The sequence below is a fragment of the Vreelandella sp. GE22 genome (genome assembly GCF_968212445.1).
This window is the reverse complement of record NZ_OZ309110.1, coordinates 1,698,414-1,722,878: the sequence shown is the minus strand read 5'-3', so window position 1 is coordinate 1,722,878 and position 24,465 is coordinate 1,698,414. Positions and strand designations below refer to the sequence as shown.

Genomic DNA, 24,465 nt, shown 5'->3' with positions numbered 1-24,465 from the left:
CAATGGAGCGGCCACTTGCTGCCCAAATTTCATCAAGGGATACGAACATGAAGACTTCACTCACCGCCCTACTGCTTGCCATTGCGACTTTTCAGAGCGCTCACGCGGCCATCGTTTACCAGGACGAGGACCTTCGGGTCGACCTGCGCGGCAAAGTGCAATACGAAGCCGGCGCTTTCAAGTACGACAAGGATAACCCGGCAAGGCGCCTGCATTTTGGCGGCGACGGTAAGGCGCGCCTGGGGCCCCAGTTCAAGTACCGCTTTTCCGATGAGTTGGACCTTTTGGGCAAGCTCGAATGGCAGCTTAGCGCCGAGGACGAAAACGACGCCAAGACCGACGGCATCGACGTTCGCTACGCCTGGCTTGGCTTTCGCTACCAGGATCAGCTCGAAATGGCCATCGGCCGGACGAAAAGCTCGACCAGCCAGCTCATCGACGTTACGGATATTTTCGAGCTGTACGGCTCCTCGGCCAACGACAACAAGATCAACGGCATCAAACCCTTTGCCAGTAAAAAGGATGACCAGCTGACCTTCGGCTACGATGTCGGTAATTGGGATTTACGCGGCAGCTACGTGTTCGAGGACGAACGCCGCCCTCGCGAAACCAGCGTGGGCGATCGCGACTACCAATACAGCTTTTCGGCGCGCTACACCACCGACAACGAAATCGACTTCGTCGGCGCCTATGAGCGCCAAAGCTTTCAAGGCACCACCGACACACTGGGCGATATGACCAGTTGGGGGCTTGGCGTAGGCTGGCGCTTCGACCCGTTCTACGTCGGTGCCCTCAACGGCTACAAGACCATGAACGCCGCCAACGATCAGACGTTCTCAAGCCACTTCTATGAGCTGGCCGCCGCTTATGAGCTGGGCAAATTTCTGATCATGGCGGGCTACAACAATGAAGAGGCCGAGGACGACCTGGCCTACCAGGGCCGGCGTGTCGACGAGGTCGTGTTCGGCGTCTCCTACCAGCCGATCCCCCGGGCCAAGGTATACGCCGAATACAACGTTGACCGCGTGAACGTCGACGGTCAAACCCGGGACGATCTATTCGGTATCGGCATGGAGGTCAAGTTCTAGCGCCGCCGCCAGGCGGGGGTGGGTAACGCCCCAAGCATTTTTGGGCTTTCGAGTGTAAGGGTCGACTCTGCTACCATGGAGCGCTCTGATCACTCGAAGGCCCTTCGCGTATGCGCTTGATTATCGCCGAAAAACCCAGCCTCGCCCGGGCGATTGCCGATGCCCTGCCGGGTAGCGCCCGGCGCCAGGACGGCGCGCTGGTATGCGGCGATACCACCGTGACCTGGTGTCTGGGCCACCTTTTAGAGCAGGCCCCACCGGAGAGTTACGACCCGGTAGACAAACAGTGGCGCCTGGACCGGCTACCCATCGTACCCGGCAGCTGGAAACTAGCGCCGCGCAGCCAGGCGCGCGGCCAGCTTTCGGTGATTCGCAAGCTGATCAAGCAGGCAAGCGAGGTGGTTCACGCCGGCGACCCGGACCGGGAAGGCCAACTGCTGGTGCAGGAGGTGATCGAGTACCTGAACTACCGCGGCCCGGTCTCGAGGCTTTTGGTGAGCGACCTTAACCGCCCGGCGGTGGCGCGCGCCCTCGACAGGCTGCGCCCCAATCAGGAGTTTCAGCCGCTCTATCAGGCCGCTCAGGCGCGCTCTCGGGCCGATTGGCTCTATGGCATCAACCTGACTCGCGCCTGGACGATCACCGGCCGCCAGGCCGGCCACGACGGCGTGCTCTCGGTGGGTCGCGTGCAGACCCCGGTACTGGGTTTGATCGTGCGCCGCGACAACGCCATTCGCGATTTCAAGCCCCACCCTTTTTATCCGCTCTGGGCCGAGCTCAAAGTGGCCCAGGGCCAACTGCGCGCCTGGTGGGTGCCCACCGAGCGCCAGCCCCTGGACGACCAGGGCCGACTGGTCGAGCGCGGCCCCGCCGACGCCCTGGCGAGCCAGCTCCCCGGCGCTCAGGGCACGCTTGCCCAACTCGACCAGCAGCAAAAGCGCCAGAACGCGCCGCTGCCCTACTCGCTCTCGGCGCTTCAAGTGGACGCCGCGCGGCGCTTCGGGCTTTCGGCCCAGGCCGTGCTGGACGTGTGCCAGCGCCTTTACGAGCGCCACACGCTGATTACCTACCCGCGCTCGGACTGCCGCTACCTGCCCGAAGAGCACTTGCCGCTTGCCAAGCGCAGCCTGACCGGGGCCTGTCAAAACGACGAAACCCTCGCGAAATGGCTAGAAGGCGCGGATTTCAGCCTGCGCTCGAAAGCCTGGAACGACAAGCAGGTCGGCGCCCACCACGCGCTCACGCCTACCGGCAAACCGGCGGACTTCTCCGCGCTCTCGGAAACCGAGGGCCAGGTGTTTCGCCTGGTGGTGCGCAACGTAATGGCCCAGTTCTACCCGCCGCTCAAAACCTTTGAGGTAAAGGCGGAGTTTCAGATTCTGGGCGAAGCCTTTCGCGCCCGAGGCCAGAGCGTGCTCGACCCCGGCTGGAAGCCGCTGTTCACCACCAAAGAAGACGCCCCACCACTACCGCCGCTTACCCAGGGCGAAACCTGTCAGGTCGTGAATGCGGGTGTCGAGGAGAAAGAGACCCGCCCGCCAGAGCCGTTTTCGGATGCAAGCCTCATCAAGGCGATGATGAACATCGGCCGCTACGTGGAAGATGGGGAGGTGCGCCGCACGCTTCGCGACACCGACGGGCTGGGCACCGAGGCAACCCGGGCCGGTATCATCGAAACCCTGGTGCAGCGTGGGTATCTGGTGCGCAAACAGAAGGCGCTGCGCGCCACAAAGCTGGGCACCGCGTTAATTGCCGCCCTACCCGAGGCGGTCAGTACGCCGGAGCGCACCGCGCTTTGGGAGCAGCGCCTAAGCGGTATTGCCGAGCGCCAGGACAACGCCGGCGCCTTTCAGCAAGCGCTGGTCGACGACCTACGCGGGCTGCTTGGCCAAAGCGATGCGGGCAAGCTAAGACAAAGTTTGCAAAGCGCCCAGGGCGAAGCGGCCACCCCGGCCAAGCGCACTGCCGGCAAACCCAAAAAGCGCTACACCAAGCGCAAAACTACCGCGACGCGTAAGAAGACTCAGTAAAACGAACGGGTCTCAATCGCCTGTCTTGATGACCCTTTTTCAGTAAAGGCGCAAGGTAAGACGTCGTATGTTCGGATGGCCTAAACAAGATAACGGTATAAAATTTGGGTCTTACTTCGCTATTCGAGCCGCCTCCTGTGACACCGCCATAACCCATTCGATAACGGCTAACAGGGCCGGATCAAGACGACGGCTTTCCGGATAAACCAGGAAATACGCCCGATCTTCAAGCTCCTCGCCAAAGGGCTGAACCAGGCGCCCCTCGGCCAGTTCCTCTTCGATCAACTGACGATTCATCAGAATCACGCCCTGGCCAGCCACGGCGGCTGAAATGGCGTGGCTTTCGTCGGAAAACGCCAGCCCGGCGCCAATATCCAGCTCTTTCATACCGATTTTCTTCTGATAACCGGGCCAGTCCATGGGCGATACGATAACGCCCTGGGGTCGAAAGTGAATCAGCGGGTACGCCGCTATGTCCGCTTGCAAACGCCGGGCAAGGGCCGGGCTGCAGGCCGGCAGCAAGGTAGTATCGAACAGCTTTTTGGCCATTAGTCCCGGCCAGCGCCCGTCGCCGTGGCGAATGGCGATATCCGCGGTTATGCCATCCAGGGCCACGGGCTCGTGAGAAGCATGCAGACGCAGATCGATATCCGGGCTAGACGCACGCAGTTGGTAGATCCAGGGAAGTAGCCAGCGCACGGCGACCACCGGGGTCGTGGTCAGGGTGATGGCCTGGCGCTCGGGTATGGATCTTAGCCGCTCGATCGTATGGCTGATGGCATCGAAGGACGACTCCAAAACCTGATACAACGCCCGGCCGCGGGGCGTCAACTCGAGCTTTCTTGGCTTGCGCACAAACAGCGCCATACCCAGCGCCTCTTCCAGAATGCGTATCTGGTGACTGATTGCGGTCGCCGTGACCGAAAGCTCCAGTGCCGCCTGCTTGGCGCTTTCGTGCCGGGCCGCAGCTTCGAAGGCCCGAAGCGCGGATAACGAGGGTAAACGACGTTTTCTCATGGATGAATTCATCTCACCTGTTGCTGAACAAAAAGGTCGTTTGTCCGGCTTATTAGCGCCGGCCTATGCTGGCTGTGTCGTTAATCATAGATGAACACAATTCATAAAAGGAGTCCCTTCATGTCCCACGTTCTGCATATGGATATCAGCGCCCGGCCCGGCATCGCGGGTACCGACCCCCGCGGTTCTCACAGCCGCTATTTATCGCATCGGTTCGTCGAGCGCTGGCAACGTGGCCAGCCACAAGATGTTGTCACCTACCGCGATTTAGGGCTCTACCCACCCTCTTATATTGACCACGACTGGATAGCGTCCGCCTTTACGCCTGAAGCGCGCCGCGAGCCCTGGATGAACGCGGCGCTGGCGGAAAGCAATGAGCTGGTCGATGAATTGATCGCCGCCGACATCCTGGTGATCGGTACACCGCTTTATAACTTCGGCATGCCGGCTCCTCTCAAGGCGTGGGTCGACCAGGTCATCAGGGCCGGTCGAACGGTGGATATCGACACGACCCAATCGCTCGCCCCTTATATCGGCAAATTAAGCGAGCGCGAACGCCATGTGGTCATACTGGCGGCCAGAGGGGGAATGCACATGGCGCCAGGCGAAGCAATGGCGCACATGAACCACCTCGAAACCCACTTGGCCACGGCGCTCGAATTCATGGGTATTACCCGCATTCACACCATTGCCATCGAGGGCCAGGAAACGGGAGGTGAGGTATTGGCGGCATCGATTGCCGAGGCGACGCGCAAGGTCGCGCGCCTGGTCGATACGCTGCAAGAAAAGTTGTGCAAAGTGGCGGCACCTGAACCGGCCTGACCAAACCCAACGCACGGCCGGGTATATTGCAGACACCCGGTCGTTGGCCCATTAGCCTGATCAGGGCTCGATGAGTAGCGGCGGTACCGGGGCGCCCAACATGTCCGCCGTGGCGCGAAACAGCTCGGCTTCCGCCGGACGAATCTCGCCGCTGTGTTCGATACAGCGAGCCATGGCCTGCAAGAGCTTCGATTTATGCTGCGGCTTCAGGCGGCGCAGCAGGCTCACCGCCTGGCTTAGCGCACGCCGGTCATCGACGTTGGCGCTCAAAGCCAGCTCAAAAGGCAGCTCCTGGGCGGCGGCGCTGAGGGCCGCATCGATGGCCGAGGTATCATCCTGCCCGGCGCTTGCCAGTACGCCAAGCAGGGTTTGGCACTCGTTGTGTAAATCGGAGAGCTTGCGATTGGCCGGGCCGTCCGCGCTTTTGGTCAGGCCCAGGTGATGAACCAGCCAGTGATAAAGCGTCCACTCGAACAGGCTAATCTGGCCATCGGCTTCGGCCAGGGCTTTGATACAGTCACTAAAGCGGTTTGCATGGCTCTCGGAAAGGCTCTTGAGCGCAGGTAGCGCAAGCTCCATCAGCGGCAAGCGAAGCTCGTCTCTTAGGGTCAGAATCTCACCGGCGTGGCTCATCACCGCGCGGTAGACATCCGGCTGGGCGGACTGTTTTAAAAGCTCGAGCTGCGCCTGGCGCACCTGGTTTTGCTGGCTCAGCAACAGCCCGTACATCAGCGCCCGCACCCCATAGGGGTCCTGGGCGGCCGCTTTGATCCGCGCTGGCAGCGCAACGAGGGTCGCACGCGCCTGGGAAAGATGGCGCGGCCCCGGCTGGCCCATGGCCGTAATGGCCGCCTGGGCCGAAGCGCCGGTCATGCCCGTGCCCCTGCTTTGCGCGTGCCCGGTATCTGTAAAGCCCGCAGCCCGGGAGGAGGCCGACCCGGAGGTAGCACCGCCGGCGGTGGGTGCGCTCAACGACGCATCGAAGGCGCCGTTCCAGCCCGGCATCACGCGCCGGATGCGCTTTTCGACCGGCGGGTGGGTGGCCAGCAAGCGCGTAAAACCAGCCTTCAAGCCTTGCCCAAAAAACAGGTGGCTATACTCGCTTGCCTGGGCGGTGTCGAGTCGCGAGCCGCGGCTGCTCGAGCCGATCTTGATCAGCGCGTGGCCTATTCCCTGTGGGTTACGCGTGTACTGCACCGCGGATGCATCGGCTAGATACTCGCGCTGGCGGCTCACTGCCGCCTTGATCCAGTTGCCAAAAAACGTGCCCGCGTAGCCGATCACCATGAGCGCGGCGCCCAAGGCCACTAAAACAATCGCCGCTTTGCCATTATTGTCGTTAGTACGCTGCATGGAGCGCCCGCGAAAGGCTGTGCTGCGCAGCAGGATATAGCCCAACAGGCCAATCAAAAGCACACCGTGAAGCACGCTGATCAGGCGCATGTTCAAACGCATGTCACCGTGCAGGATATGGCTGAACTCGTGAGCCACGACGCCCTGAAGCTCGTCGCGGCTCAAATGATCGATTGCTCCTTGGGTAATCCCGATCACCGCATCGCGGGTATCGAACCCGGCAGCAAAGGCGTTGATACCCGCCTCTTGTAAAAGATACACCGGCGGTACCGGCGTACCCGAGGCAATTGCCATCTCTTCGACCACGTTGAGAATACGGCGCTCGTTGGCGTTCTCGGTGGCGGGGTCGATCTCCCTGCCGCCCAGCGATTCGGCGACGACCCGGCCACCACCGCGGCGCAGTTGAAAGCGCTTGAACAGCCCGCCAAAGCCCACCAGTGCAACCACGCCAAGCGCTACCATACCCACTAGCTCAGGTGAGAGTGCCGCCAGCAAGCCATTAGCCGTCAGCTCGGTTTGACCCGTCCCCTGATCGCCCATGAAATAAACAACGAGCGTAACCACCAGGGTGGTAACGACGATGAGGGCCATGACGGCCGCTATCAATAATATGACCAGCCGCCCGGTTTTACGCCGGGCGTCGTCCTGCGCCGTGAAGAAATCCATGCATCATCATCCTTGTAAAACGCCTTAAAACGATACCTCGGGCGCGGACTGGATCTGCGCGCTGTCCTCGAACTCCAAAAATGCGGCGTCCTCGCCGTGGCCGACCATCGGTGCTATCGCAACCGGCGGGAAGCTTTGGCGGTAGGTGTTGTAGCTCATGACGGCATCGTTGAACGACTGGCGGGCAAAGGCGACCTTGTTCTCGGTGCTGGTCAGCTCTTCCGAGAGCTGCTGCATGTTCTGGGAGGCTTTCAAGTCCGGGTAGGCTTCCATCACCACGTTGAGCCGACCCATCGCCTGGGTAAGCGCCCCTTCCGCGCCGCCAAGCTCGGCCATGGCTTTTTTGCTTCCCGGGTTGGCCGCCGCCGCCTGGAGCCCGGACGCCGCCGAGTTGCGCGCCTGGATGACCGCCTCCAGGGTCTCGCGCTCGTGGGAAAGGTAACCTTTCGCGGTTTCTACCAGGTTGGGAATCAGGTCGTGGCGACGTTTGAGCTGTACTTCGATTTGCGCAAAGCCGTTTTGAAAGCGATTGCGCAGCGAGACGAGCTTGTTATAAACACTGATGGTGTAAAAGACGATGATCGCGATAATCGCCGCGATAATAAGAGTGGCTACCATAAGGGATCCTTGTCCTGGACGATTGAAACGAGGCGGCAAGACGACGCCAAACGCGACGTTTGCATGCCAAAAGAGCTGCTGTCATTGCATCATCGCACTACTTGGCAAGCGCGGGTAAAAAACTTAAATCCATATAATAGTTTTGGGGGTTGTCCTGCTCGATGTATACCGCCACGGTATCGGTGCTGATATACATTGAGGGGTCGAACCAGATATTGGCGCTTTTGAACACGTGTACCTGCATGGTCGCCGGGTTCAGCCATTGAGACACCACCTGGTAGGGGTTCTTACCGTTAACGGAAAGACCGGTATTGCGCTCGACGCCCTGAAAAGTGGACTCGATACGCAGGCCGGTTTCCATGAGGGCCTTGTCATTACGGGCGTTGAAGCCCGGCACTACAAACATCGCCAGGCCGCTCAAAAAGAAGGCGGCGCCCAGGCCACCAAGGATCAACGGCGCCCCCCAGGCGGAGAAAAAGCCGGTCAACCGTGCATCCACCGGGTTGGCCGGGTCATACAGCACCTCGACACGCTCGCCCGGGGAATAGCCTGGCGGGTTGCTGCCCGCCGGCGAGACGAACTCCACCGGCGCGCCGCCCTCGGCGGTAAACTCGACCACCGGGCGGTAGGTAACGGAATCCTCAGAGCGGGTCCTGATCAGCTCGGTGACCGTACCCTGCGCGCTCGCGGCCTGGTCGAGAAACGCCGCCGAACTCTGATAAAGGAAAAAAGCCCCCACCAACAAGCCAAGACCCACCAACAGCGACAGATATTTTGCGATGGCAACAGCACGCATTTTTCATTCCTTGAAAATGTTAAATGAAACGTTCAAACGCCCGGCGCCAGCGTACTGGCACCGGGCCCTTCGGTCAGACGAACCCGGTTCGTTTGGTTACATCAACGCCTCGCCGTTGAGGGTGACCTCGCCGCGCTCGACCGTCAGCGTTTGCTGCTCGAGCGCCGGGTCGAGCATGAAACTAAACGGCATGGGGATTAGCATCATGGCCTCTTCAGGGGGTGTGCTCACGCTAACGCTCATGTAAAGGCGTTCGAAAAGCTGCTCGAGGGCCTGCGCCTCGGTTAGCGTATCGGCTCCTTCGTCTACCGCCGCCGGCAACGCCAAGTCGCGATCCCACACCGCACTATAAAGCGCCTGTTTGGAAAGGCCCTCGCCATCGAAGCGTATCTGCGCCGTCAGGCGGGGTTTGAAATCCAGGCCCATTTCCGGCAGCACGATATGGGCTTCCAACGGGTCAATGGCCAGGGTCGGGCTTTTATTCAAAATCTCATAGCCGCCTTCGATGGCGCCAATCAGGTGTTCGCGGTAGCGCGCTTCGTCCACGGCGCTTGGGTCCTCCTCCCGCGCCTGCTGCATTTGTTCCAAGGGCAAGTAGGCTTTTGAGAAGTCCTGCAGGCCCTGCATGTCCAAATTTTCCGCGGGCATATTGAGCGAGAAACGGCCCATGGATGTGTCGTCGACGCCCATGTCGTCCACCGTCAAATAGGCGCTTTGGTTCATCAATGGGGTATCATCGATACGCTCGTTGACCGCCTCGAACGCGACACCCGCCATATAAAGCGTCAGCCCTTGGGTCAGTAGTTCAAGGCGCGGTATGTGCAGGCGCTGGCGAAGGACACCCTCCTCACTCTCTCGCGCGTCCATCGTAGCGCTTGGCGAGATTAGTCGATAGGTCATCTCGGTGGGTGGGTCAGTCAACAGAATATCGTCGCTTCGAAGGTCGAAGCGCCAGCGCTGCTCGTCATTGAAGGATAAATCCATGACCGCGCCATTGATCTCGCCGTCGGCCTCCAGAAGACCAAGCGTATCGGCGCTCAGTTGCCCTTCTACGCCGCTTAATGAGGCCACCATATCGATGTCGATGACACCGCTGAACAGCGCTTCGTTTGGCAGGATGGTGCCGGTCACCGGGCTTTGAAAAACGCCGTGATCGACCAATAAATCGACATCGGCGGTCACGCCCTCGTAAGCCACCATCTCGAGCGTCGCCGTGGCGCGGGTATCGAACAAAGACTTGTCGATGTGAACATCGGTGACGCGCCAGGAGGGCGAGGCATCAAGTCTTGTAAAGGCCTGCTCCAGCGACTTCTCTACTTCGCTGCCCACGAACGCCTGAGCGCCCAGATAACCGCCCACCCCCACCACGACGACCGCGCCTGCGACAATCCCTACCGTTTTCGAACTTACGGCCATAGCCAGGTCCTTTCCTATGTATTAATAAAGGTTAAGCTTAAATTAATAATGATTATTATTACAATCCTGCCGTGTGCCGGCGGGTTTTCCTTTAGGCGGTACGGCCCACCAGCTTGCCAGCACCAGCGCGCCGAAAACCGAGTACACCAACCCAAAGACCCAGGCCGGCGCAGTGTAGTAAATAAGGCTTTGCAGCCAGTGCTGAATAAAGGCGCCCGCGTAGGTGGCTTGATTCGCTTCAAAGCGCAGCGCCATTTCCAGGCGGGTAAGCGGGCAAACGAGGCCAAGCCAAGCCTGAACGGCCACATAACCAATCGCGCCCAGGTGCACGAGCCGGAACCTGCGATTGCGCACCCAGCGCCAGCCCAACAAACGCCCGACGTAAACGGCCAGTAAGCCGCCCACCACGAACGCAACGAACAGTACGTGAACGATGAGTACGGCATCAGCCAGTAAAAGATAAACGGAAGACGACATAGCGAGCCTTTATAACCTACGGTTGAGCGCCCGAACGCGAAGTATGTTGTGAGACGGCTAACGCGCTTTTAGGTTTCACGTTGAGGGTCGACCAGTAGCGGCGCAGGGTTTAGAGGCCTCGCTTGCATAAAACAGAAAGCAGGCTTGTCAAATACACAATTGCCGCCCTTTGGCTTACCTGGTAGCTTGATTTTCGGCAACCTGCGGCGCAACCGCCCGCCGTTTAACGGCCTTTTGGATAAACCGCACGTAAATGGTTACCCCCTTTTAGCGTCTAGCCTGCTGGCCTTTTCGGCTACCTACGCAGGGCTGATGCCAGGGGGACCGCCCTTATGTGCAATGATAATTAAAAATCCCCGAAGCATGCCTGCACACTAAAACCACAACGCTGGAAGCGGAGAGATAAATGAAAGAGACGTTGCGTTCGACCGAGGCAAGCGCCAGGGGCAAGAAAAAACGCGTCATGCCGGATGTGTTCATCATTTTATTTGGCTTTATGGTGCTGGTGCTCGTCGCCTCTTACGTGGTGCCTGCCGGTACCTATGAAAGAACCGTCGAAAACGGCCTGACCCAGGTCGATACCGAAAGCTTTCGCTATATCAGTGCCGATTCGCTGAACGTGATGGACCTGTTCACCGCCATGCATAACGGTCTGGTGGCGGCCTCGACGCTGATCTTTCTGATTTTGATCGTCGGTGGCGTGCTCAAGGTGATCGAATCCACCGGGGCGATCAGTGCGGGTATACACCGGCTGATCGCGCTGGCGAAAGGCCGCCAGAATGTGCTTATTTTCATTTTCTGCGCCACCTTCGCCACCCTTGCCTCCGTCGGTGTGGGCGCCAACCTGGCCATCGCCTTTATTCCCATCGGACTCTATTTGGCCCGCTCGATGAAACTCGACCCGGTGGTCGGCGTGGCGATCATCTTTTTGGGCTCCTACGCCGGCTTCGGTGCCGGCGTTTTCGATCCCACCGTGACGGTGACCGGCCAGACCATCGCCGAGCTTCCGCTGTTTTCCGGCTTTGTGTATCGCGGGGTGATTTTCGTCGTCTTTCTGGGCATGACTGCCGCCTATATCTGCCGCTACGCCAAGCGCGTCAAAGCGGACCCGGCGGCCAGCGTAATGGGCGCGGAATTCGTCGATGCGGCGCCGGATAGCCAGCAGCCCGAAGAGGCCACCACCTTTACGTTGACCCACAAGCTGGTGCTGGCGCTTTTCGTGTTTGGCTTCGGCTTTTTCATTTTTGGCGCGTTCAACCACGGCTGGAGCATTCCCGAACTCTCCGCGACCTTTTTGATGATGGGTGTGCTCACCGCGGTGATCGCCCGAATCTCGCCCAACGCCTTTATCAAGCGATTGATGGCCGGCGCCGGCGAGGTGCTTTACGGGGCGCTGGTCATCGGGGTGGCCGCGGCGGTGATCGTGCTGCTCAGGCAGGCGGAGCTGATCGATACCATCGTGCATAGCGTGGCGACCTCGCTGGATGGCCACGGCAAGGTCGTCGCGATGGAACTTCTCTATGGCTTCAACCTGATGTTCAACGGCTTGATCACCTCGGGCACCGGCCAAGCGGCGATCGTGATGCCGATCATGGTGCCCATCGGCGACATGCTCGAAGTGACCCGTCAGGCCACGTTCATCACCTTCAAGCTGGGCGATGCGGTCACCAATATCGTCACGCCGCTTTCCGGCACGCTGATGGCGTGTTTGGCGATCGCTCGAGTCTCCTACGTGGAGTGGTTCAAGTTCGTCCTGCCACTGGTGTCGCTTTGGGTCGTGACCGGGGCGCTCTTCGTGGGCGTGGCCGTGGCCATCGACTACGGTCCGTTTTAACGCAAACGCCTGCTTACCCCTAAAACACCTTCGTCAGGTAAGCCCCGGCGAAGGTGTTTCCCCCGCCTTTGCCAGTTGCTCTTCCAAAAACCGCAAAAATGTTTCGATGTGCTCCGGAAGCTGGCGCTCGGCCATGACCTGTACCTGAAGACTTCGCTGTGAAAGCTGGGGCTCCTCGAACGGCCTTAGCACCAAGCCCTCCTCCTGGGTTCGGCCACTGACCGACACCGCGCTGCAAAGCCCTATCATGCTTGGGTGCTCGCTGACCATCGTGTAGGTGACGCCCAGGGTATTACAGGCAACGCTTGGGTGAAGCTTGACACCGGCCAGACTGCACGCGACGTCGAACAGATGGCGCACCGTCGAGCCTGTGACCGACATGGTCAGCGGGTAGTCGCTCAAATCCTTTACCTGGAGTGAGGGCTTCTGCGCCAAAGGGTGTTGGGCAGACATCAGCGCGCTAATCGCCGCGCTGTGACTCGATACCACCTGCACGCCAATATCCACCGACAGGCTGAAGGTCAGCGCGATATCCACGCTGCCTTGCTTGACCAGCTCCGAGGCGCGCGCGGATTCGACCACCTGAAGATCGAAGCCGATCTCGGGATGCTCGCCGATAAAGCGGGCAATCACGCTGGGCAGAAAGTGCCACGCCATGCCGTCCGGACAGGCCACGCTAATCGTTTGGCGCTGGCGGGTGGTGGCGCTGCGCATCTCGTCGACCACGCTTTCGAGCTCCAACTGATTACGCAGCGCGTAGGCCTGAAGCAGCTTCCCCGCTTCGGTGAGCGCCATCCCCCGGGGCTGGCGGATAAAGAGCTTTAGCTCCAGGCGCTGCTCCAGGTTGGTGATCTGGCGGCTAACTGCCGATACCGCCACGTGCAGCTCTTCCGCCGCCGCGGAAAGCGAGCCGGTTTTAGCCACGCTTTGAAAGTAGCGTAAGTTGAGTTCCAGCATGGCCACTCCTGGGTCATCGCCCATTATGAGAACGCGCCTGGCAAGGCACTAATGGTTTCTAATTAACATAAATATAACTTGATATATTAATAATTGTGGCAAATCGGAGCAAGCACTAGGCTTCTCTTACTTACTTGCCCCTTTAGCCGAGGCCCGCCATGACGATTGCGCACTCGATTGAGCAACAACCTGCCAAAACGAGCGCCTGCTCGAACCGGCAAGATGCCATCCACCTGGCCCTGGAAGAGCTCTCGAACGGCAACTTCTACAAAACTCTGGCGCGGCGAGTCGCCATGCGCACGGTGAGCCAGAACGCCGAATGTAAAAAGATGCTCGAGCGCTACCTGGATGACGAGATCGAGCCCTTCTTGAGCGGGCTTGGCTTCACCTGCCGCGTGATCGATAACCCCAAAGAGGGCATGCCGCCGCTGCTAATCGGCGAGCGTATCGAGGATGAGTCGCTCTCGACGCTTCTGCTCTACGGGCACGGCGACGTGACCGACGGTCAGGAGACGCAGTGGTCCAGCGACATCGACCCCTGGGCGCTGACATTTATCGATGGCCACATTTATGGCCGCGGCTCGGCGGACAACAAGGGCCAGCATAGCGTCAACCTGACCGCACTTGAAGCGACCCTCAAGGCGCGAGAGGGCAAGCTTGGTTACAACGTCAAAATACTCTTCGAAATGAGCGAAGAGATCGGCTCGCCGGGGCTCGAGGAGACCTGCCGCCTTTACCGTGATGCGCTCAAGTCGGACCTTTTTCTCGCCTCGGACGGCCCGCGTATTCGCGACGACATGCCCACACTCTTTCTGGGCTCGCGCGGGGTGCTCCAGTTCAAGCTGTCGCTCAACACCGGCAACGGGGGGCGCCACTCGGGTAACTGGGGCGGGGTCATCACCAACCCCGCGGTGGTGCTGAGTAACGCCCTGGCCACGCTTGTATCACAAAAGGGCGAAGTACTCGCCGACTTCATGAAAGCGCCGGCCATTACCGATGGTGTGGGCAAGCTGATCCGCCATTTGCCGGTCGGCGGCGGCGCCCTCGACCCCGTTATCAACCCCTGCTGGGGTGAGCGCGCGCTCAGCGGCGGCGAGCGCCTGTACGGCGCCAACACGCTGGAAATTCTGGGGTTGAGCGCCGGGCGTACGGATAAACCGGTGGGCGCGATTCCGGAACTCGCCGAGGCGGTGTTACAGCTGCGCTTTGTGAAAGGCACCGACTGGAAAGCGATCGAAAACCGTCTACGCCAGCACCTGGACATGCACGGATTCGAAGAGGTGGCCCTTGAAATGCTCGGCGGTTACGCCGCCACCCGCCTGGACGCCGACCACCCTTGGGTCGGCTTCGTCGCCAAATCCGCCGAGCAGACCTTGAACGAGCCCATTCATATTCTTCCCAACCTGGGCGGCACCATTCCTAACCACTGCTTTGCCGACGTGCTAACGCTGCCCACGGTATGGCTGCCCCACTCCTACCCTTCCTGTAATCAGCACGCGCCGAACGAGCACCTGTTGGAAACCATCGTCGAGCAAGGGCTCAAAATGGCCGTGGGGGTCTTTTGGGATTTGGGCGAACCCGAGGCGCAATCACTCACCGCTGCCAAGGCGACAACCTCATGACCACGTCTAAAAACGCTGTCGATAACGAAGCCATTCATTGGGACCAGGACATAAGCTACGGCCAGTACCTGGACCTGGAAGCACTGCTGGCTTGCCAGAACCCGGCATCCGATGAGCACGACGAGCTGTTGTTCATCGTGATTCACCAGGTGTCCGAGCTCTGGATCAAGCTTTGCCTGCACGAAGCCCAGGGCGCCGCGGCGCACATCGCCCAGGACAATCTGTCGCCCGCTTTCAAAATGCTCAGCCGGGTCGCGCGTATTCAAGAGCAACTGATCAAGGCCTGGGAAGTGCTGGTCACCATGACCCCGGCGGACTACGCGAGTTTTCGCGACAGCCTCGGCCAAAGCTCCGGATTTCAGTCCTACCAGTACCGTGAAATCGAATTCTTGCTGGGTAACAAGAACGCCAAAATGATCGAGGCGCACCGCGCCAGACCCAAACACTACCAAAAGCTGCAGGACGCGCTTCACGCGCCGAGCATTTACGATGTCGTTTTGCAGCTTTTAGCGCGGCGCGGCTTCGCCATACCGGCGGATAAAATCGAGCGTGACTGGAGCGTGCCCTACCAGGCGAGTCCGGACGTCGAAAAAGTCTGGACCGAGATCTATCGCCAAAGCGAGCAGTACTGGGACCTTTACGAGCTGGCCGAAAAGCTGGTGGACGTAGAATTCAACTTCCAGCGCTGGCGCTTCAGCCATATGAAAACCGTGGAGCGCATTATCGGCTACCGGCGCGGTACCGGCGGCACTGCAGGCGTCAATTATCTCGTCAAGGCGCTGGATTTGCAGTTCTTCCCCGAGCTTTGGAGCGTTAGAACCACGATCTGATTCCGGGGACGAAAGCCCTGAAAGAAGCGCCATTCGATTTAGCAGGAGATGTGTCATGAGTGATAGCTATAACGGTGTAAGCCTGCAAAGTGTACAAGAGCGCGATCGCAACGACCCGCTGGCCGCCTTCAAGGGGCACTTCGCTCTACCCGAGGGCATGCTGTACCTTGACGGCAACTCGCTGGGCGCCCAGCCACAGGCGGCCAGAAAAGCCGTGGGCGATACGCTCGATCAATGGCGCGACGAGCTGATCAAGGGCTGGAACCAGGGGTGGTTCGACGCTCCGGAGCGCCTGGGCAACCTGCTGGCCCCGGTCATCGGCGCAGGCCAAAATGAAGTAATCGTTACCGACAACATCACGCTCAATATTTTCAAATTGCTGGGCTATATCACAAGGCAAGCCCCGGCGACGCGCCAGGCGGTGCTATCCGAGGAGAGCAACTTCCCGGCCGACGGCTACATCGCCCAGGGGTTTTGCCAGGTGAGTGGCCTCGAGCACCGCTTTCTCCCCGAAAATGCGGACCTTGCCGAGCACCTAGAGGGAGTGGCGGTGGTCGTACTTAGTCAAGCGAACTACCGTACCGGCAAGCTGCGCGACATGGCCGCAACGACGAAGCTCATCCACGCCCAGGGCGCCGAGGTCATCTGGGATCTCGCCCACTCCGCCGGGGCCTTGCCCGTCGAGCTTAACGAAACCGGTGCGCGCTTCGCGGTCGGTTGTACCTACAAATACTTGAATGGTGGCCCGGGCGCACCGGCCTTCGTTTACGTCAGAGGCGACATTCAGGATGGTGGCTGGCAGCCGCTTTCCGGCTGGCACGGCCACGCAGAGCCCTTCAAGTTCGCAACCGACTACACCCCCGCCGGGGACATATCGCGCTTTCGTACCGGCACCCACTCGGCCCTTGCCTATTCGGCGCTCGAGGCCTCGCTGGCGCTTTGGAATGATGTCGACATGCAGGCTCTGCGCGAAAAAAGTCTCGCGATGACGGACCTGTTTCGTGAATGTCTGGGCGATCTTTTTAAGACCCACGGCATCGATGACATTACCCCTGAGGCCGCAAGCCGCGGCAGCCAGATCTCGTTGATCGATACTGAAAACGGCTACGCCATCGTGCAGGCGCTCATTGCCCGCGGCGTGATTGGCGACTACCGCGAGCCCGGCCTGATGCGCTTTGGCTTCACCCCGCTTTACCTTAGCTATGAAGACGTATGGCAAGCCGCCGGCCAGTTTCGCGAAGTGGTCGAAAGCGGTGAGTACAAGGACCCGCAGTTTCACGTGCGCGGCGCCGTTACCTGAGAGATCGAGATGAGTAAGACACGCCAGGATACTGCCTATTCCCCGAGCCACTTCGCGCGGGATTTCGAAGCCACCCTCGCCCGTCAGGCCGCCGCCGGGCGCGAGCTCTCAGCCCATCACCGTCCGGTGACGATCAGCCCAGGCCATTCCCCCGCGGCGTGTTTCAACCTCTTCCTCCCCCAGGGCGAAGGTCCCTGGCCGTTGATGGTATTCATTCACGGTGGCTACTGGCAGGAACTCGACAACACGGCCACGGACTTTCTCGCCCGCCGTTACCTGGCCCGGGGTATGGCGTTTGCCTCGATCAGCTATGAGCTGGCGCCCGGCGCCACTATCGAGGCGATGATCGAGCAGTGTATTCAAGGCCTGGAGGCAGCGTATCGAGGGCTTGCAGAAAGCGGCGGGACCTGGTCGATCACCCTGGGCGGACATAGCGCTGGTGCCCAACTGGCTTACTGGGTGGCCGCCCGCAGCGGCGTTCCCATCGATGAGCTGGTGCTGGTCAGCGGCGTTTTTGATCTGACACCGCTGGTCGATACCTACGTGAATGCCCCGCTTGACCTGAGCCACGCCCAGGCGCGGGCGCTCAGCCCTCAGTTTGGCCCGCTAAGCGGGCTACCGCCCTGCCAGGTGGTGATTGCCGAAAACGACCCGCCGGCCTTTCACCAGCAGGCCGCCAATTTCGTCGCCGCACTGGAGGCGGCGGGCGTAGAGGTCACGCGAAACGATGTCGCCGGGTGCGATCACTTCGACGTGTTGGAAAAGCTTTAACACCAACGTCAGAAATAGACGCGCGGGTTAGTCGCTGTAGATACCCGGCGCGCCGGATTCGGCAAACGTCCAGCACTCATGAATATCGGTGGGCAAGGTGCGCCCTTCGGAAAGCGGCGGCAAATCATCGAGGGGGAAAAACGCCGCCGCATCGGTTTCGTTATTGGCCACGAATGCGCCGCCTTCTAACGTGCATACGTAGAACAGCTTATAGATGTGATTCGGCGAGTAGTAAGCGTAGGGGTGCAGGCTTCGATCCTTGAGCATGGCAAGGCGCGGGTTGCTCGCTCGATACCCGGACTCCTCGAAGATTTCCTTCAGTACGCCTTCGCTCGGGCCTTCGTTCACATCCGACCAGCCGCCAGGCAACGTCCAAAGGCCATCCTTGATTTCGCGCACCAGCAGCACCCGGCCTTTTTCATCGAACACCGCGCCGCGCACGTCCACCTTGGGCGTGGCGTAGCCCTTGTCCGGGATGATCAGGTTTTCGATCTTCTCGACGGGCACATCACCCAGTACGGCGAACATCTGGTTGGTCAGCGTCTCGAGCTGGCGGTAGCGCTCCAGCTCGTACTTGTTGGTGGTGTAGGTCTGCCCGGTCTGGGCAATCGAGCGAAGGGACTTGGCGAAGGCGAGCCAGTCGTGGGTCATGGCGGTCATCCGTGTCTGTCTGACGTGTCTATCTGCAAAAGTGGCGTGCCATCAGTCTAGCGGGTTAAGTCTTGGTCGAGGTATTTTCACCAGGTCTGGTCGGCGTCCGGCGGGCCGATATTCAGCGGCGTATCCGGGGCGATATCGATCACGCCCTCCAGGCAGCGAATACGCTCCGCCGCGGCGCTGTCCGCCTCGCCGGTGATACAGCCAATTGCATCCAACTGCTCCTTGATTTGAAGCCCCTGTTCTTGCAAATGGGTCGCCATATCACTCATCGAGTACTCACTCGACAGCGTAACGATCCAGAACTCGACTTTTTGCATCGTGACCTCCCGGCACTACGTAAGCGGCCGCGCCGAGCGCGGCCGCCGTGGCTCTTGTATTCGTCATTATCCCTGCATTCAGGGCGCCTGCACCAGCCCCGCACCAACGTAAGCTTGCGAGCCGGACAAACGCCGCGCCGAGGCGACCAGCCGCTGCCATAGCTCGGTTCCGCGAAGTGAGGCATCGGACTGCGCCCAGAGCGCGGCGCAGCCCGCCACGTGAGGCGTGGCCATACTGGTGCCACTAATGGTGCGGTAATTCTGGGGCCGAGGCCAGGCGGAGAACACGTCCCGCCCCGGGGCGGCAATCTCTACCTTACCGAAGTTGGAAAAGTTGGAACGAGCGAGGTTCGGGTCCAGCGAGGCCACCGACATGATGGTCGGCGAATTGGCCGGGGAGCCGGTACGCGCCCCTTCGTTACCCGACGCGGCAATGGGCAGGCAGCCGCTTTGTAGCGCGGCTTGCCCGGCACGGGTGAACGCCGTTTGCACCGGGCTTTGACCGCCCAGCGACATGGAGATCACCTCGCAGCGGTTGGCGACGGCCCAGTTCATCCCCGAGAGCACGCTCCCCCCGGCGCTGCCTCCGGAGTTGGTCAGCACCTTGCCGGCGTAGATCTCGGCGGCCGAGGCCACGCCGTAAGCGGGTGTACGCCCATTCATCGCGCGAGGCCCGCACGCGGTGCCGATACAGTGCGTGCCGTGGCCGTGAAGATCCTGCACGGGTTCACCGACGAAGGAGCGCCCGAACATCGAGCGGCCGGCAAAATCCGGATGCCCCGGGTCGATGCCGGTATCGAGCACCGCCACCTTGATGCCGGCACCGGTCCAGGCACTCTGGGGCACGCGACACTGTGCCACCCCCCAGGTAACTTCATCGGCGCCCGGCTCGAAGGGCTGGCTGTCCCGTTCGTCGAGCTGACCCAGGTCCTCGGCGATGGCATTGGCCGCGCGTAGAAAGCCCCGCAGATACTCGGCGCTTTCCGAAAACGTGAAGTACTCCGGTTCGATCGATGCGATGGCGCTCTGGGCGAACAGCTTGTCGTCGCTGCGCATCTCCCGCAGCTCTAGCGCATCGCCACCCAATAGCGCCACGCCCAGCTCGGGAAACACCATCACTTCCGCATCGCCCGCCTCTTCCAGGTTGGCCACCTGTTCGCTGAAATCCCGCGCATCGGCTACGCGAAACTGCTGATCCTTCAGCACCTTGATCCCTTCATCCAGCATCCCCTCACGATAGCTCACCAGGTACCGGCCGGTTTCCAGGCAATTGCCGCCTCGCTCGAGCGCGGCCATCAGCAGCCGTTCCGACCCGCAAGCGATCGATCTTATCGGGGCATTCGTGTTGGTGGATTTCCCGCCGCCGTTACCTTTCGATTTCGTCGCCATGGTGATCTACTCCTGATGGCACGTTGCAGGTGGGCGCCCCGAGGGCCCCGGGCCGCCTTAAGAGGCCGATCAAGGTTCCAGAAAGCTGCATAAGGGCTGGAAGCGATGAAATGCCTCATGCTTTCAGCCTAATGCATGTGTCTGTTCATGCCAGAACGATTTCATTTGCGCTCACAGCTGAACGGTCATTTCTCTTCGAAATACGCAAAGAAACAGACGTCCTTCATTCGACGCTCTTTCGGCGGATGGACCACCAGACGAAGCCGATGAACAGCGCCTGCAGCGGCAAGCGAAGATACAAAAGCCACAGGGGAATGGCCGGAAATTGCTCGGGGGGATTACCGGGGTGCAGCGCCATATGCACATTGGCGGGAAACACCGCCACCATCAGCGCGATTAGCCCCCAACCTGCCAGCCGCCGAGTTCGAGAAACCAGAATGCCGATACTGCCCAAAAGCTCGAACACGCCGCTGATCAACAGCAGCTCGCGGTGATAGCCCAGATAATCCGGCATGGCCAGAACGAAGATATCGGTCAGTACGAAATGCGCGACGCCGCCGAGAAGGAAGAACAATGAGATGATAATAATAGGAATGGCAGGCATGAGCGGCTCTTTGGATCGATTCGTTCGTAAGTCGATATCTTCGAGGACGGCCACCCGCTACCGATCAAGCGGCTATAAACACGCTCACCACCCCATTCAATTAAGAATTATAGCACCCCGCTTTGGAAGCCCGTCTTAAAACCTCGTAAGGACGATACTAATGGAGTGCTCTTTCCACTATCTCACGGCAATGAATTTCCGTCGTTGAAAACAAAGCAACACCCTTGTACTTTGAATTTTTTATTAATAATGGGATTTCAGTACAACCTAGAATTATACCTTGCGCCTCTTGCTCAACCAATTCGTCTATGACGGATAAAAAGCCATGCCTTGTTTCTTCACTGAATTCATTTAGCACTAATTCAGATACGATTTTCTGATGGACGTACTTTCTAGAGGATGGCCCGGGCACTATGGTTTCGATGCCAGAGCTTTGAAGGACACCTTTATAGAACTCTGTTTCCATGGTTTTTTGTACGCCCATAAGACCTACACGATCCAACCCCATTCTTTGAACGGATTTAGCAGTTGCATCTCTAATATCCACCAATTCGACGTCATACCTGGCTTTTATAGAACACATAAAACGGTGTAACCCATTCGCGCATAACGCAACCACCTCCGCGCCTCCTGAAACAAGCACCTTTACAGCGTCGAGAATCATTTTCTCGCACAACTTTTCTGTTGGATCGTTATTTTGATTTTCGAGAAACAATCCCTCGTCAAGGCTTTCGATTAAGAGGTGGGCACTTTTGTGGCCACCACATTCTTGATTGGTCAAAATATTTATATGTTTGTAATACTCGAGTGTAGACACCCAGCCTAGCCCACCCACTAATCCAATTTTCTTCAACTCACATACTCCTTTGTTTTAAATCCTATTGGCTACGGTGAGAAAATCCTTAAAGGTATCAGACGGCCCAATATTTGATCCAGTAAACGTGCTTGCACGTTTATCCAAAAAGTACTGCCTATAAAATCCACCCTGGATGTTGAGCATTACTGATTTCAAACTTCAAATTGACTGCGTACACGTAATTCACGGACACGTTGAGTTTTCCAGCACACCCGGCTCAGGGCGGAGAGGGTTTTCATGCCAGCACCGCCTCTACGATCCACCATGTTCACGCTTATCGGGTTGCCCTGCCCTATAAGCAATTATTTTACTCAGTAAATTAGCAAATGGTGATAGGCCATGTCATCAGCCAGTTAGGCATTCACCGAACTGGCTTCACCGTTGCCTTCATTTCCAGCCGGTAATCACGACAGAGCTGACTACCTCGTTCTCCTACCGGCATGAATGTCATAGGGTGGGCTGAAGATTTTAACTTACTCGACAACGCTTTTTTAACGAGCGGATTCAAGAGCCGATTCGACTTGCCGATAGCTACTGTTATCGTTGATTGGAGTCCTTTGATGTTTAATCTTCTCTTCAAGAAAAAGACCAAAAACCCGCGCGGAGGATGGGCAGCGCTTCGACAGCTACATGATCAGATGGAAATGGGCATGTTCTCCATCACGTTGAATGCCGACCTCTCGATTTCGGGTCTGAACGAGAGGTTTGTCGATGCCCTTGGTTACCCGCGAGAGCAAGTTTTGGGGCGGCCGATGACGGATTTTTTGCCCTCCTACGTCGAGGAGCTTGCCTGCTTTCGCGCTTTCAAACAAGCCATCTCGGTGCTCGCTCCGGTCAACGACAACTACCGCTACTTGCGTGCCGATGGCTCCCTGATCTGGCTGAATATCGACTGGCTACCGGTACGCGGTGCTGGCGGTAAGCTCGCTTATGTGCAAGGTTACGGCCGTGACGTCACCCAGAAGGTGGAAGGCGCCAAAGAGAGCGAGTCGTTCATTGCCGCGCTGATCCGCTCCACCGCGGTCATCCAGTTCAAGCTCGATGGCACCATCATCACCGCCAACGATCAGTTCCTGCAGGCCATGGGGTATCAGCTCGAACAGATAGTCGGCCAGCACCACCGTATGTTCTGCACCAAAGAAGAAGTGGGCTCTTCGGAATACGCGGCCTTCTGGGACAAACTCAATAGCGGTGAGTATGTCGCTGACCGCTTCAAGCGGATCGACAGCCGGGGAACCGAAGTGTGGCTGAGGGCCACTTATAACCCGGTTTACAACGCGGAAGGCCACCTTTGCAAGGTCGTGAAATTCGCCACCGTCATCACCGAGCAAATGGCGCAGGAAGCTCAGGTACGCGAAGGCGCCAGCCTGGCGTTCGAGGTATCGCAACGAACGGATGAGAGCGCCGATAAAGGCGCGACCGTGATCCAGCAGACCGTCGAAACCATGCACCATATCACCACGGAAATGCAGACGGCGTCAGATAGCATCGAGGCGCTGGATAAACAGTCCCTACAGATCAACACCATCGTACAAACCATCGGCGGAATCGCGGTACAAACGAACATGCTGGCGATCAACGCCGCCATCGAAGCCGCCAGGGCCGGCGAGCAGGGGCGCGGGTTCGCGGTGGTGGCCGATGCGGTGCGAAAGTTGGCGGCCAGCACTAGCGCCGCCACCGTGGAGATTACCCAAGTAGTTCAGAAGAATCAGACGCTATCGCATGATGTCATGCGCCAGATTTTCAGCACCCGGGAAGAAGCCGAACAAGGGCTGGAACTGGCAAGCCAAGCGGGTACGGTGATTCTGGAGATTCAGGAAGGCGCTAAACAAGTCGTTGACGCCGTCCGGCGGTTTTCCAACGACTTGCAGTAGCGTCTGGGGTGATTACTTTTCACGCCCAGACGCTTTAGCTTTCTCGTGCGACGACCTCCCCGTTCCATGAACGGGGAAAGACGTTCAGCGCGCGGCGTTGCCCATCACCCGAAGCGCGTTAATTTCGATGGCGAGCGCTTCGCGGGTTCTGTCCAATGCGCTTACCTCTTCAAGCACGGCGTCGCGCCGATCATTGGCCTCTTCGATCTCAGCGTTTAACGCTTCAAGCTCCGATTCGGCCTGATCACGGGCCTCTTCAGCCTCCTGGCGGGATTGACGCGCATCGTCCCGGGCAGTTTCTGCCTCCTGGATCTCGTTTTCACGCTCGGTGGTCGCCTCTTCGAGCTCCTCAAGACGGCGCTGCCTTTCGTCGATCTGCTCGTCGAGCGTAGTGAGCTCTTCTTCACGGCTTTCACGCTCTCCTTGCAAGGCGCTCAAATCTTCTTCGGCATTGGCAATGTCCGCTCGCGTGGAAGCCAGCGCCGCTTGCGCCTCGCTCTGCTCGGCCTCAAGGGCGTTCATTCGCTGCTGCAAGGTAGCCAAGTCCAGCTCCGCGGCCTCCACCTCTGACATCTGGGCCTGAACCTGTTGATGCTCACGCTCTGTTTCGGCCAATCTCGCTTCAAGCGCGTCGTTCGTCTCCCCTCGCGAGTTGGCAATGAAGTGCGCCACGACGGCCCAGACGACCGCCACCATCAGGAGTACCAAAAGCACCTTTACCCGGTTATCGCTTAGAAATCCTGCCGATGATGATTTATTTTTCCCTGTCATTGGTGCATCCCTCTCACTCGATCTATCGCTCATTATCGTTACCACGGCTATACATCGGTAACTCGTGATCTTACCCCTTGTTAATATGGAGGAAAGTTTCTGTTTCGGCCAGCGAAGAACTGACACGCAGCCACTTGAACATGGCGCTGCTGGCGGCAGCGTTTCTGGCAAGCGGTGGATGCGTCAAATTGGGTGGGGGGCGATCGGCGTGAGCGGGGTATCCCATGGCACCTGGGTGCAGGGCAACGCGCCGATGCGGGCTTGCGGCCTTGCGGCCTTGCGTTCCAACCGGCTGTCCAAAGCTCACCCTTGCAAAAGGGTCATTGGCTCGAGTATGTACTTTAAAAATAGGATTTTACTTTTTCGTGAAAGTCAGCAATATATAACAATGTACATT

General features: G+C 59.1%; 22 protein-coding genes. 9 read left to right on the top strand and 13 right to left on the bottom strand.

Going from position 1 to position 24,465, the window contains the following annotated elements; all coding sequences use genetic code 11:
• Window positions 1–47: 47 nt before the first annotated feature.
• Both ACWHRL_RS08155 and ACWHRL_RS08150 read left to right on the top strand, forming a co-directional pair.
• Entirely contained in the window at window positions 48–1,088 is a 1,041-nt protein-coding gene (locus ACWHRL_RS08155) for a porin (RefSeq protein WP_447895958.1), read from the top strand.
• Window positions 1,089–1,198: 110 nt separating this feature from the next.
• The gene (locus ACWHRL_RS08150; protein WP_447895957.1) at window positions 1,199–3,118 is read left to right on the top strand and encodes a DNA topoisomerase III; all 1,920 of its coding nucleotides are present in this window, start codon (window positions 1,199–1,201) and stop codon (window positions 3,116–3,118) included.
• A gap of 111 nt (window positions 3,119–3,229) precedes the next feature.
• Here ACWHRL_RS08150 and ACWHRL_RS08145 read toward each other — a convergent pair whose 3' ends face one another.
• The gene (locus ACWHRL_RS08145; RefSeq protein WP_447895955.1) at window positions 3,230–4,135 is read right to left on the bottom strand and encodes a LysR substrate-binding domain-containing protein; all 906 of its coding nucleotides are present in this window, start codon (window positions 4,133–4,135) and stop codon (window positions 3,230–3,232) included.
• A 120-nt stretch (window positions 4,136–4,255) separates the two neighbouring features.
• Between ACWHRL_RS08145 and ACWHRL_RS08140 the strand changes: the two genes are divergently transcribed.
• A complete protein-coding gene (locus ACWHRL_RS08140) occupies window positions 4,256–4,957 on the top strand; it encodes an FMN-dependent NADH-azoreductase (RefSeq protein WP_447895954.1) in 702 nt (233 codons plus the stop codon).
• A 60-nt stretch (window positions 4,958–5,017) separates the two neighbouring features.
• On the opposite strand, the gene ACWHRL_RS08135 is transcribed toward ACWHRL_RS08140, so the two are convergent.
• The 5 genes from ACWHRL_RS08135 to ACWHRL_RS08115 all read right to left on the bottom strand — a co-directional run bounded on the left by ACWHRL_RS08135 (window position 5,018) and on the right by ACWHRL_RS08115 (window position 10,283).
• Complete coding sequence (locus ACWHRL_RS08135) at window positions 5,018–6,976, bottom strand: M48 family metallopeptidase (protein WP_447895953.1); 1,959 nt, start codon at window positions 6,974–6,976, stop codon at window positions 5,018–5,020.
• Window positions 6,977–7,000: 24 nt separating this feature from the next.
• The gene (locus ACWHRL_RS08130; RefSeq protein ID WP_447528703.1) at window positions 7,001–7,594 is read right to left on the bottom strand and encodes a LemA family protein; all 594 of its coding nucleotides are present in this window, start codon (window positions 7,592–7,594) and stop codon (window positions 7,001–7,003) included.
• Between the two features lie 97 nt (window positions 7,595–7,691).
• Window positions 7,692–8,390, bottom strand: a complete 699-nt coding sequence (locus ACWHRL_RS08125) for a DUF3592 domain-containing protein (RefSeq protein WP_447895952.1) — start codon at window positions 8,388–8,390, stop codon at window positions 7,692–7,694.
• A 96-nt stretch (window positions 8,391–8,486) separates the two neighbouring features.
• Window positions 8,487–9,806: a DUF945 family protein gene (locus tag ACWHRL_RS08120; protein WP_447895951.1), complete on the bottom strand. Its 1,320-nt coding sequence runs from the start codon at window positions 9,804–9,806 to the stop codon at window positions 8,487–8,489.
• 42 nt (window positions 9,807–9,848) lie between these two features.
• Window positions 9,849–10,283: a DUF2784 domain-containing protein gene (locus ACWHRL_RS08115; RefSeq protein ID WP_447528701.1), complete on the bottom strand. Its 435-nt coding sequence runs from the start codon at window positions 10,281–10,283 to the stop codon at window positions 9,849–9,851.
• Between the two features lie 406 nt (window positions 10,284–10,689).
• On the opposite strand from ACWHRL_RS08115, the gene ACWHRL_RS08110 reads away from it, so the two are divergent.
• Complete coding sequence (locus ACWHRL_RS08110) at window positions 10,690–12,117, top strand: YfcC family protein (protein WP_447895950.1); 1,428 nt, start codon at window positions 10,690–10,692, stop codon at window positions 12,115–12,117.
• A gap of 33 nt (window positions 12,118–12,150) precedes the next feature.
• Here ACWHRL_RS08110 and ACWHRL_RS08105 read toward each other — a convergent pair whose 3' ends face one another.
• A complete protein-coding gene (locus tag ACWHRL_RS08105) occupies window positions 12,151–13,074 on the bottom strand; it encodes a LysR family transcriptional regulator (RefSeq protein WP_447895949.1) in 924 nt (307 codons plus the stop codon).
• A gap of 158 nt (window positions 13,075–13,232) precedes the next feature.
• Here ACWHRL_RS08105 and ACWHRL_RS08100 point away from each other — a divergent pair, with 158 nt between their 5' ends.
• From ACWHRL_RS08100 to ACWHRL_RS08085, 4 genes are read left to right on the top strand one after another with little or no spacing between them, the layout of a single operon-like run.
• A complete protein-coding gene (locus tag ACWHRL_RS08100; RefSeq protein ID WP_447895948.1) occupies window positions 13,233–14,696 on the top strand; it encodes a M20 family metallopeptidase in 1,464 nt (487 codons plus the stop codon).
• Window positions 14,693–15,526: a tryptophan 2,3-dioxygenase gene (gene kynA / locus ACWHRL_RS08095; protein ID WP_447528697.1), complete on the top strand. Its 834-nt coding sequence runs from the start codon at window positions 14,693–14,695 to the stop codon at window positions 15,524–15,526. Before ACWHRL_RS08100 ends, kynA begins: the two co-directional genes overlap by 4 nt.
• Window positions 15,527–15,581: 55 nt before the next feature.
• Complete coding sequence (kynU, locus tag ACWHRL_RS08090; protein ID WP_447895947.1) at window positions 15,582–16,826, top strand: kynureninase; 1,245 nt, start codon at window positions 15,582–15,584, stop codon at window positions 16,824–16,826.
• Window positions 16,827–16,835: 9 nt separating this feature from the next.
• Window positions 16,836–17,597 (top strand): alpha/beta hydrolase, encoded by a 762-nt coding sequence (locus ACWHRL_RS08085; protein ID WP_447895946.1) that lies wholly within the window; start codon window positions 16,836–16,838, stop codon window positions 17,595–17,597.
• Between the two features lie 27 nt (window positions 17,598–17,624).
• Here the strand turns inward: ACWHRL_RS08085 and ACWHRL_RS08080 are convergent, their stop codons facing one another.
• From ACWHRL_RS08080 to ACWHRL_RS08060, 5 genes are all read right to left on the bottom strand, one after another.
• On the bottom strand, window positions 17,625–18,248 hold the full coding sequence (locus ACWHRL_RS08080; RefSeq protein ID WP_447895945.1) for an NUDIX hydrolase: 624 nt from the start codon (window positions 18,246–18,248) through the stop codon (window positions 17,625–17,627).
• Window positions 18,249–18,334: 86 nt separating this feature from the next.
• Window positions 18,335–18,574, bottom strand: a complete 240-nt coding sequence (locus ACWHRL_RS08075) for a hypothetical protein (RefSeq protein ID WP_447528693.1) — start codon at window positions 18,572–18,574, stop codon at window positions 18,335–18,337.
• A 78-nt stretch (window positions 18,575–18,652) separates the two neighbouring features.
• Window positions 18,653–19,963, bottom strand: a complete 1,311-nt coding sequence (locus ACWHRL_RS08070; protein ID WP_447895944.1) for a S8 family serine peptidase — start codon at window positions 19,961–19,963, stop codon at window positions 18,653–18,655.
• Between the two features lie 223 nt (window positions 19,964–20,186).
• The gene (locus ACWHRL_RS08065; RefSeq protein WP_447895943.1) at window positions 20,187–20,567 is read right to left on the bottom strand and encodes a DoxX family protein; all 381 of its coding nucleotides are present in this window, start codon (window positions 20,565–20,567) and stop codon (window positions 20,187–20,189) included.
• A gap of 157 nt (window positions 20,568–20,724) precedes the next feature.
• The gene (locus tag ACWHRL_RS08060) at window positions 20,725–21,420 is read right to left on the bottom strand and encodes an aspartate/glutamate racemase family protein (RefSeq protein WP_447895942.1); all 696 of its coding nucleotides are present in this window, start codon (window positions 21,418–21,420) and stop codon (window positions 20,725–20,727) included.
• 563 nt (window positions 21,421–21,983) lie between these two features.
• On the opposite strand from ACWHRL_RS08060, the gene ACWHRL_RS08055 reads away from it, so the two are divergent.
• On the top strand, window positions 21,984–23,297 hold the full coding sequence (locus ACWHRL_RS08055) for a methyl-accepting chemotaxis protein (RefSeq protein WP_447895940.1): 1,314 nt from the start codon (window positions 21,984–21,986) through the stop codon (window positions 23,295–23,297).
• Window positions 23,298–23,381: 84 nt separating this feature from the next.
• Here the strand turns inward: ACWHRL_RS08055 and ACWHRL_RS08050 are convergent, their stop codons facing one another.
• On the bottom strand, window positions 23,382–24,068 hold the full coding sequence (locus ACWHRL_RS08050) for a hypothetical protein (protein WP_447895939.1): 687 nt from the start codon (window positions 24,066–24,068) through the stop codon (window positions 23,382–23,384).
• Between the last annotated feature and the right edge of the window lie 397 nt (window positions 24,069–24,465).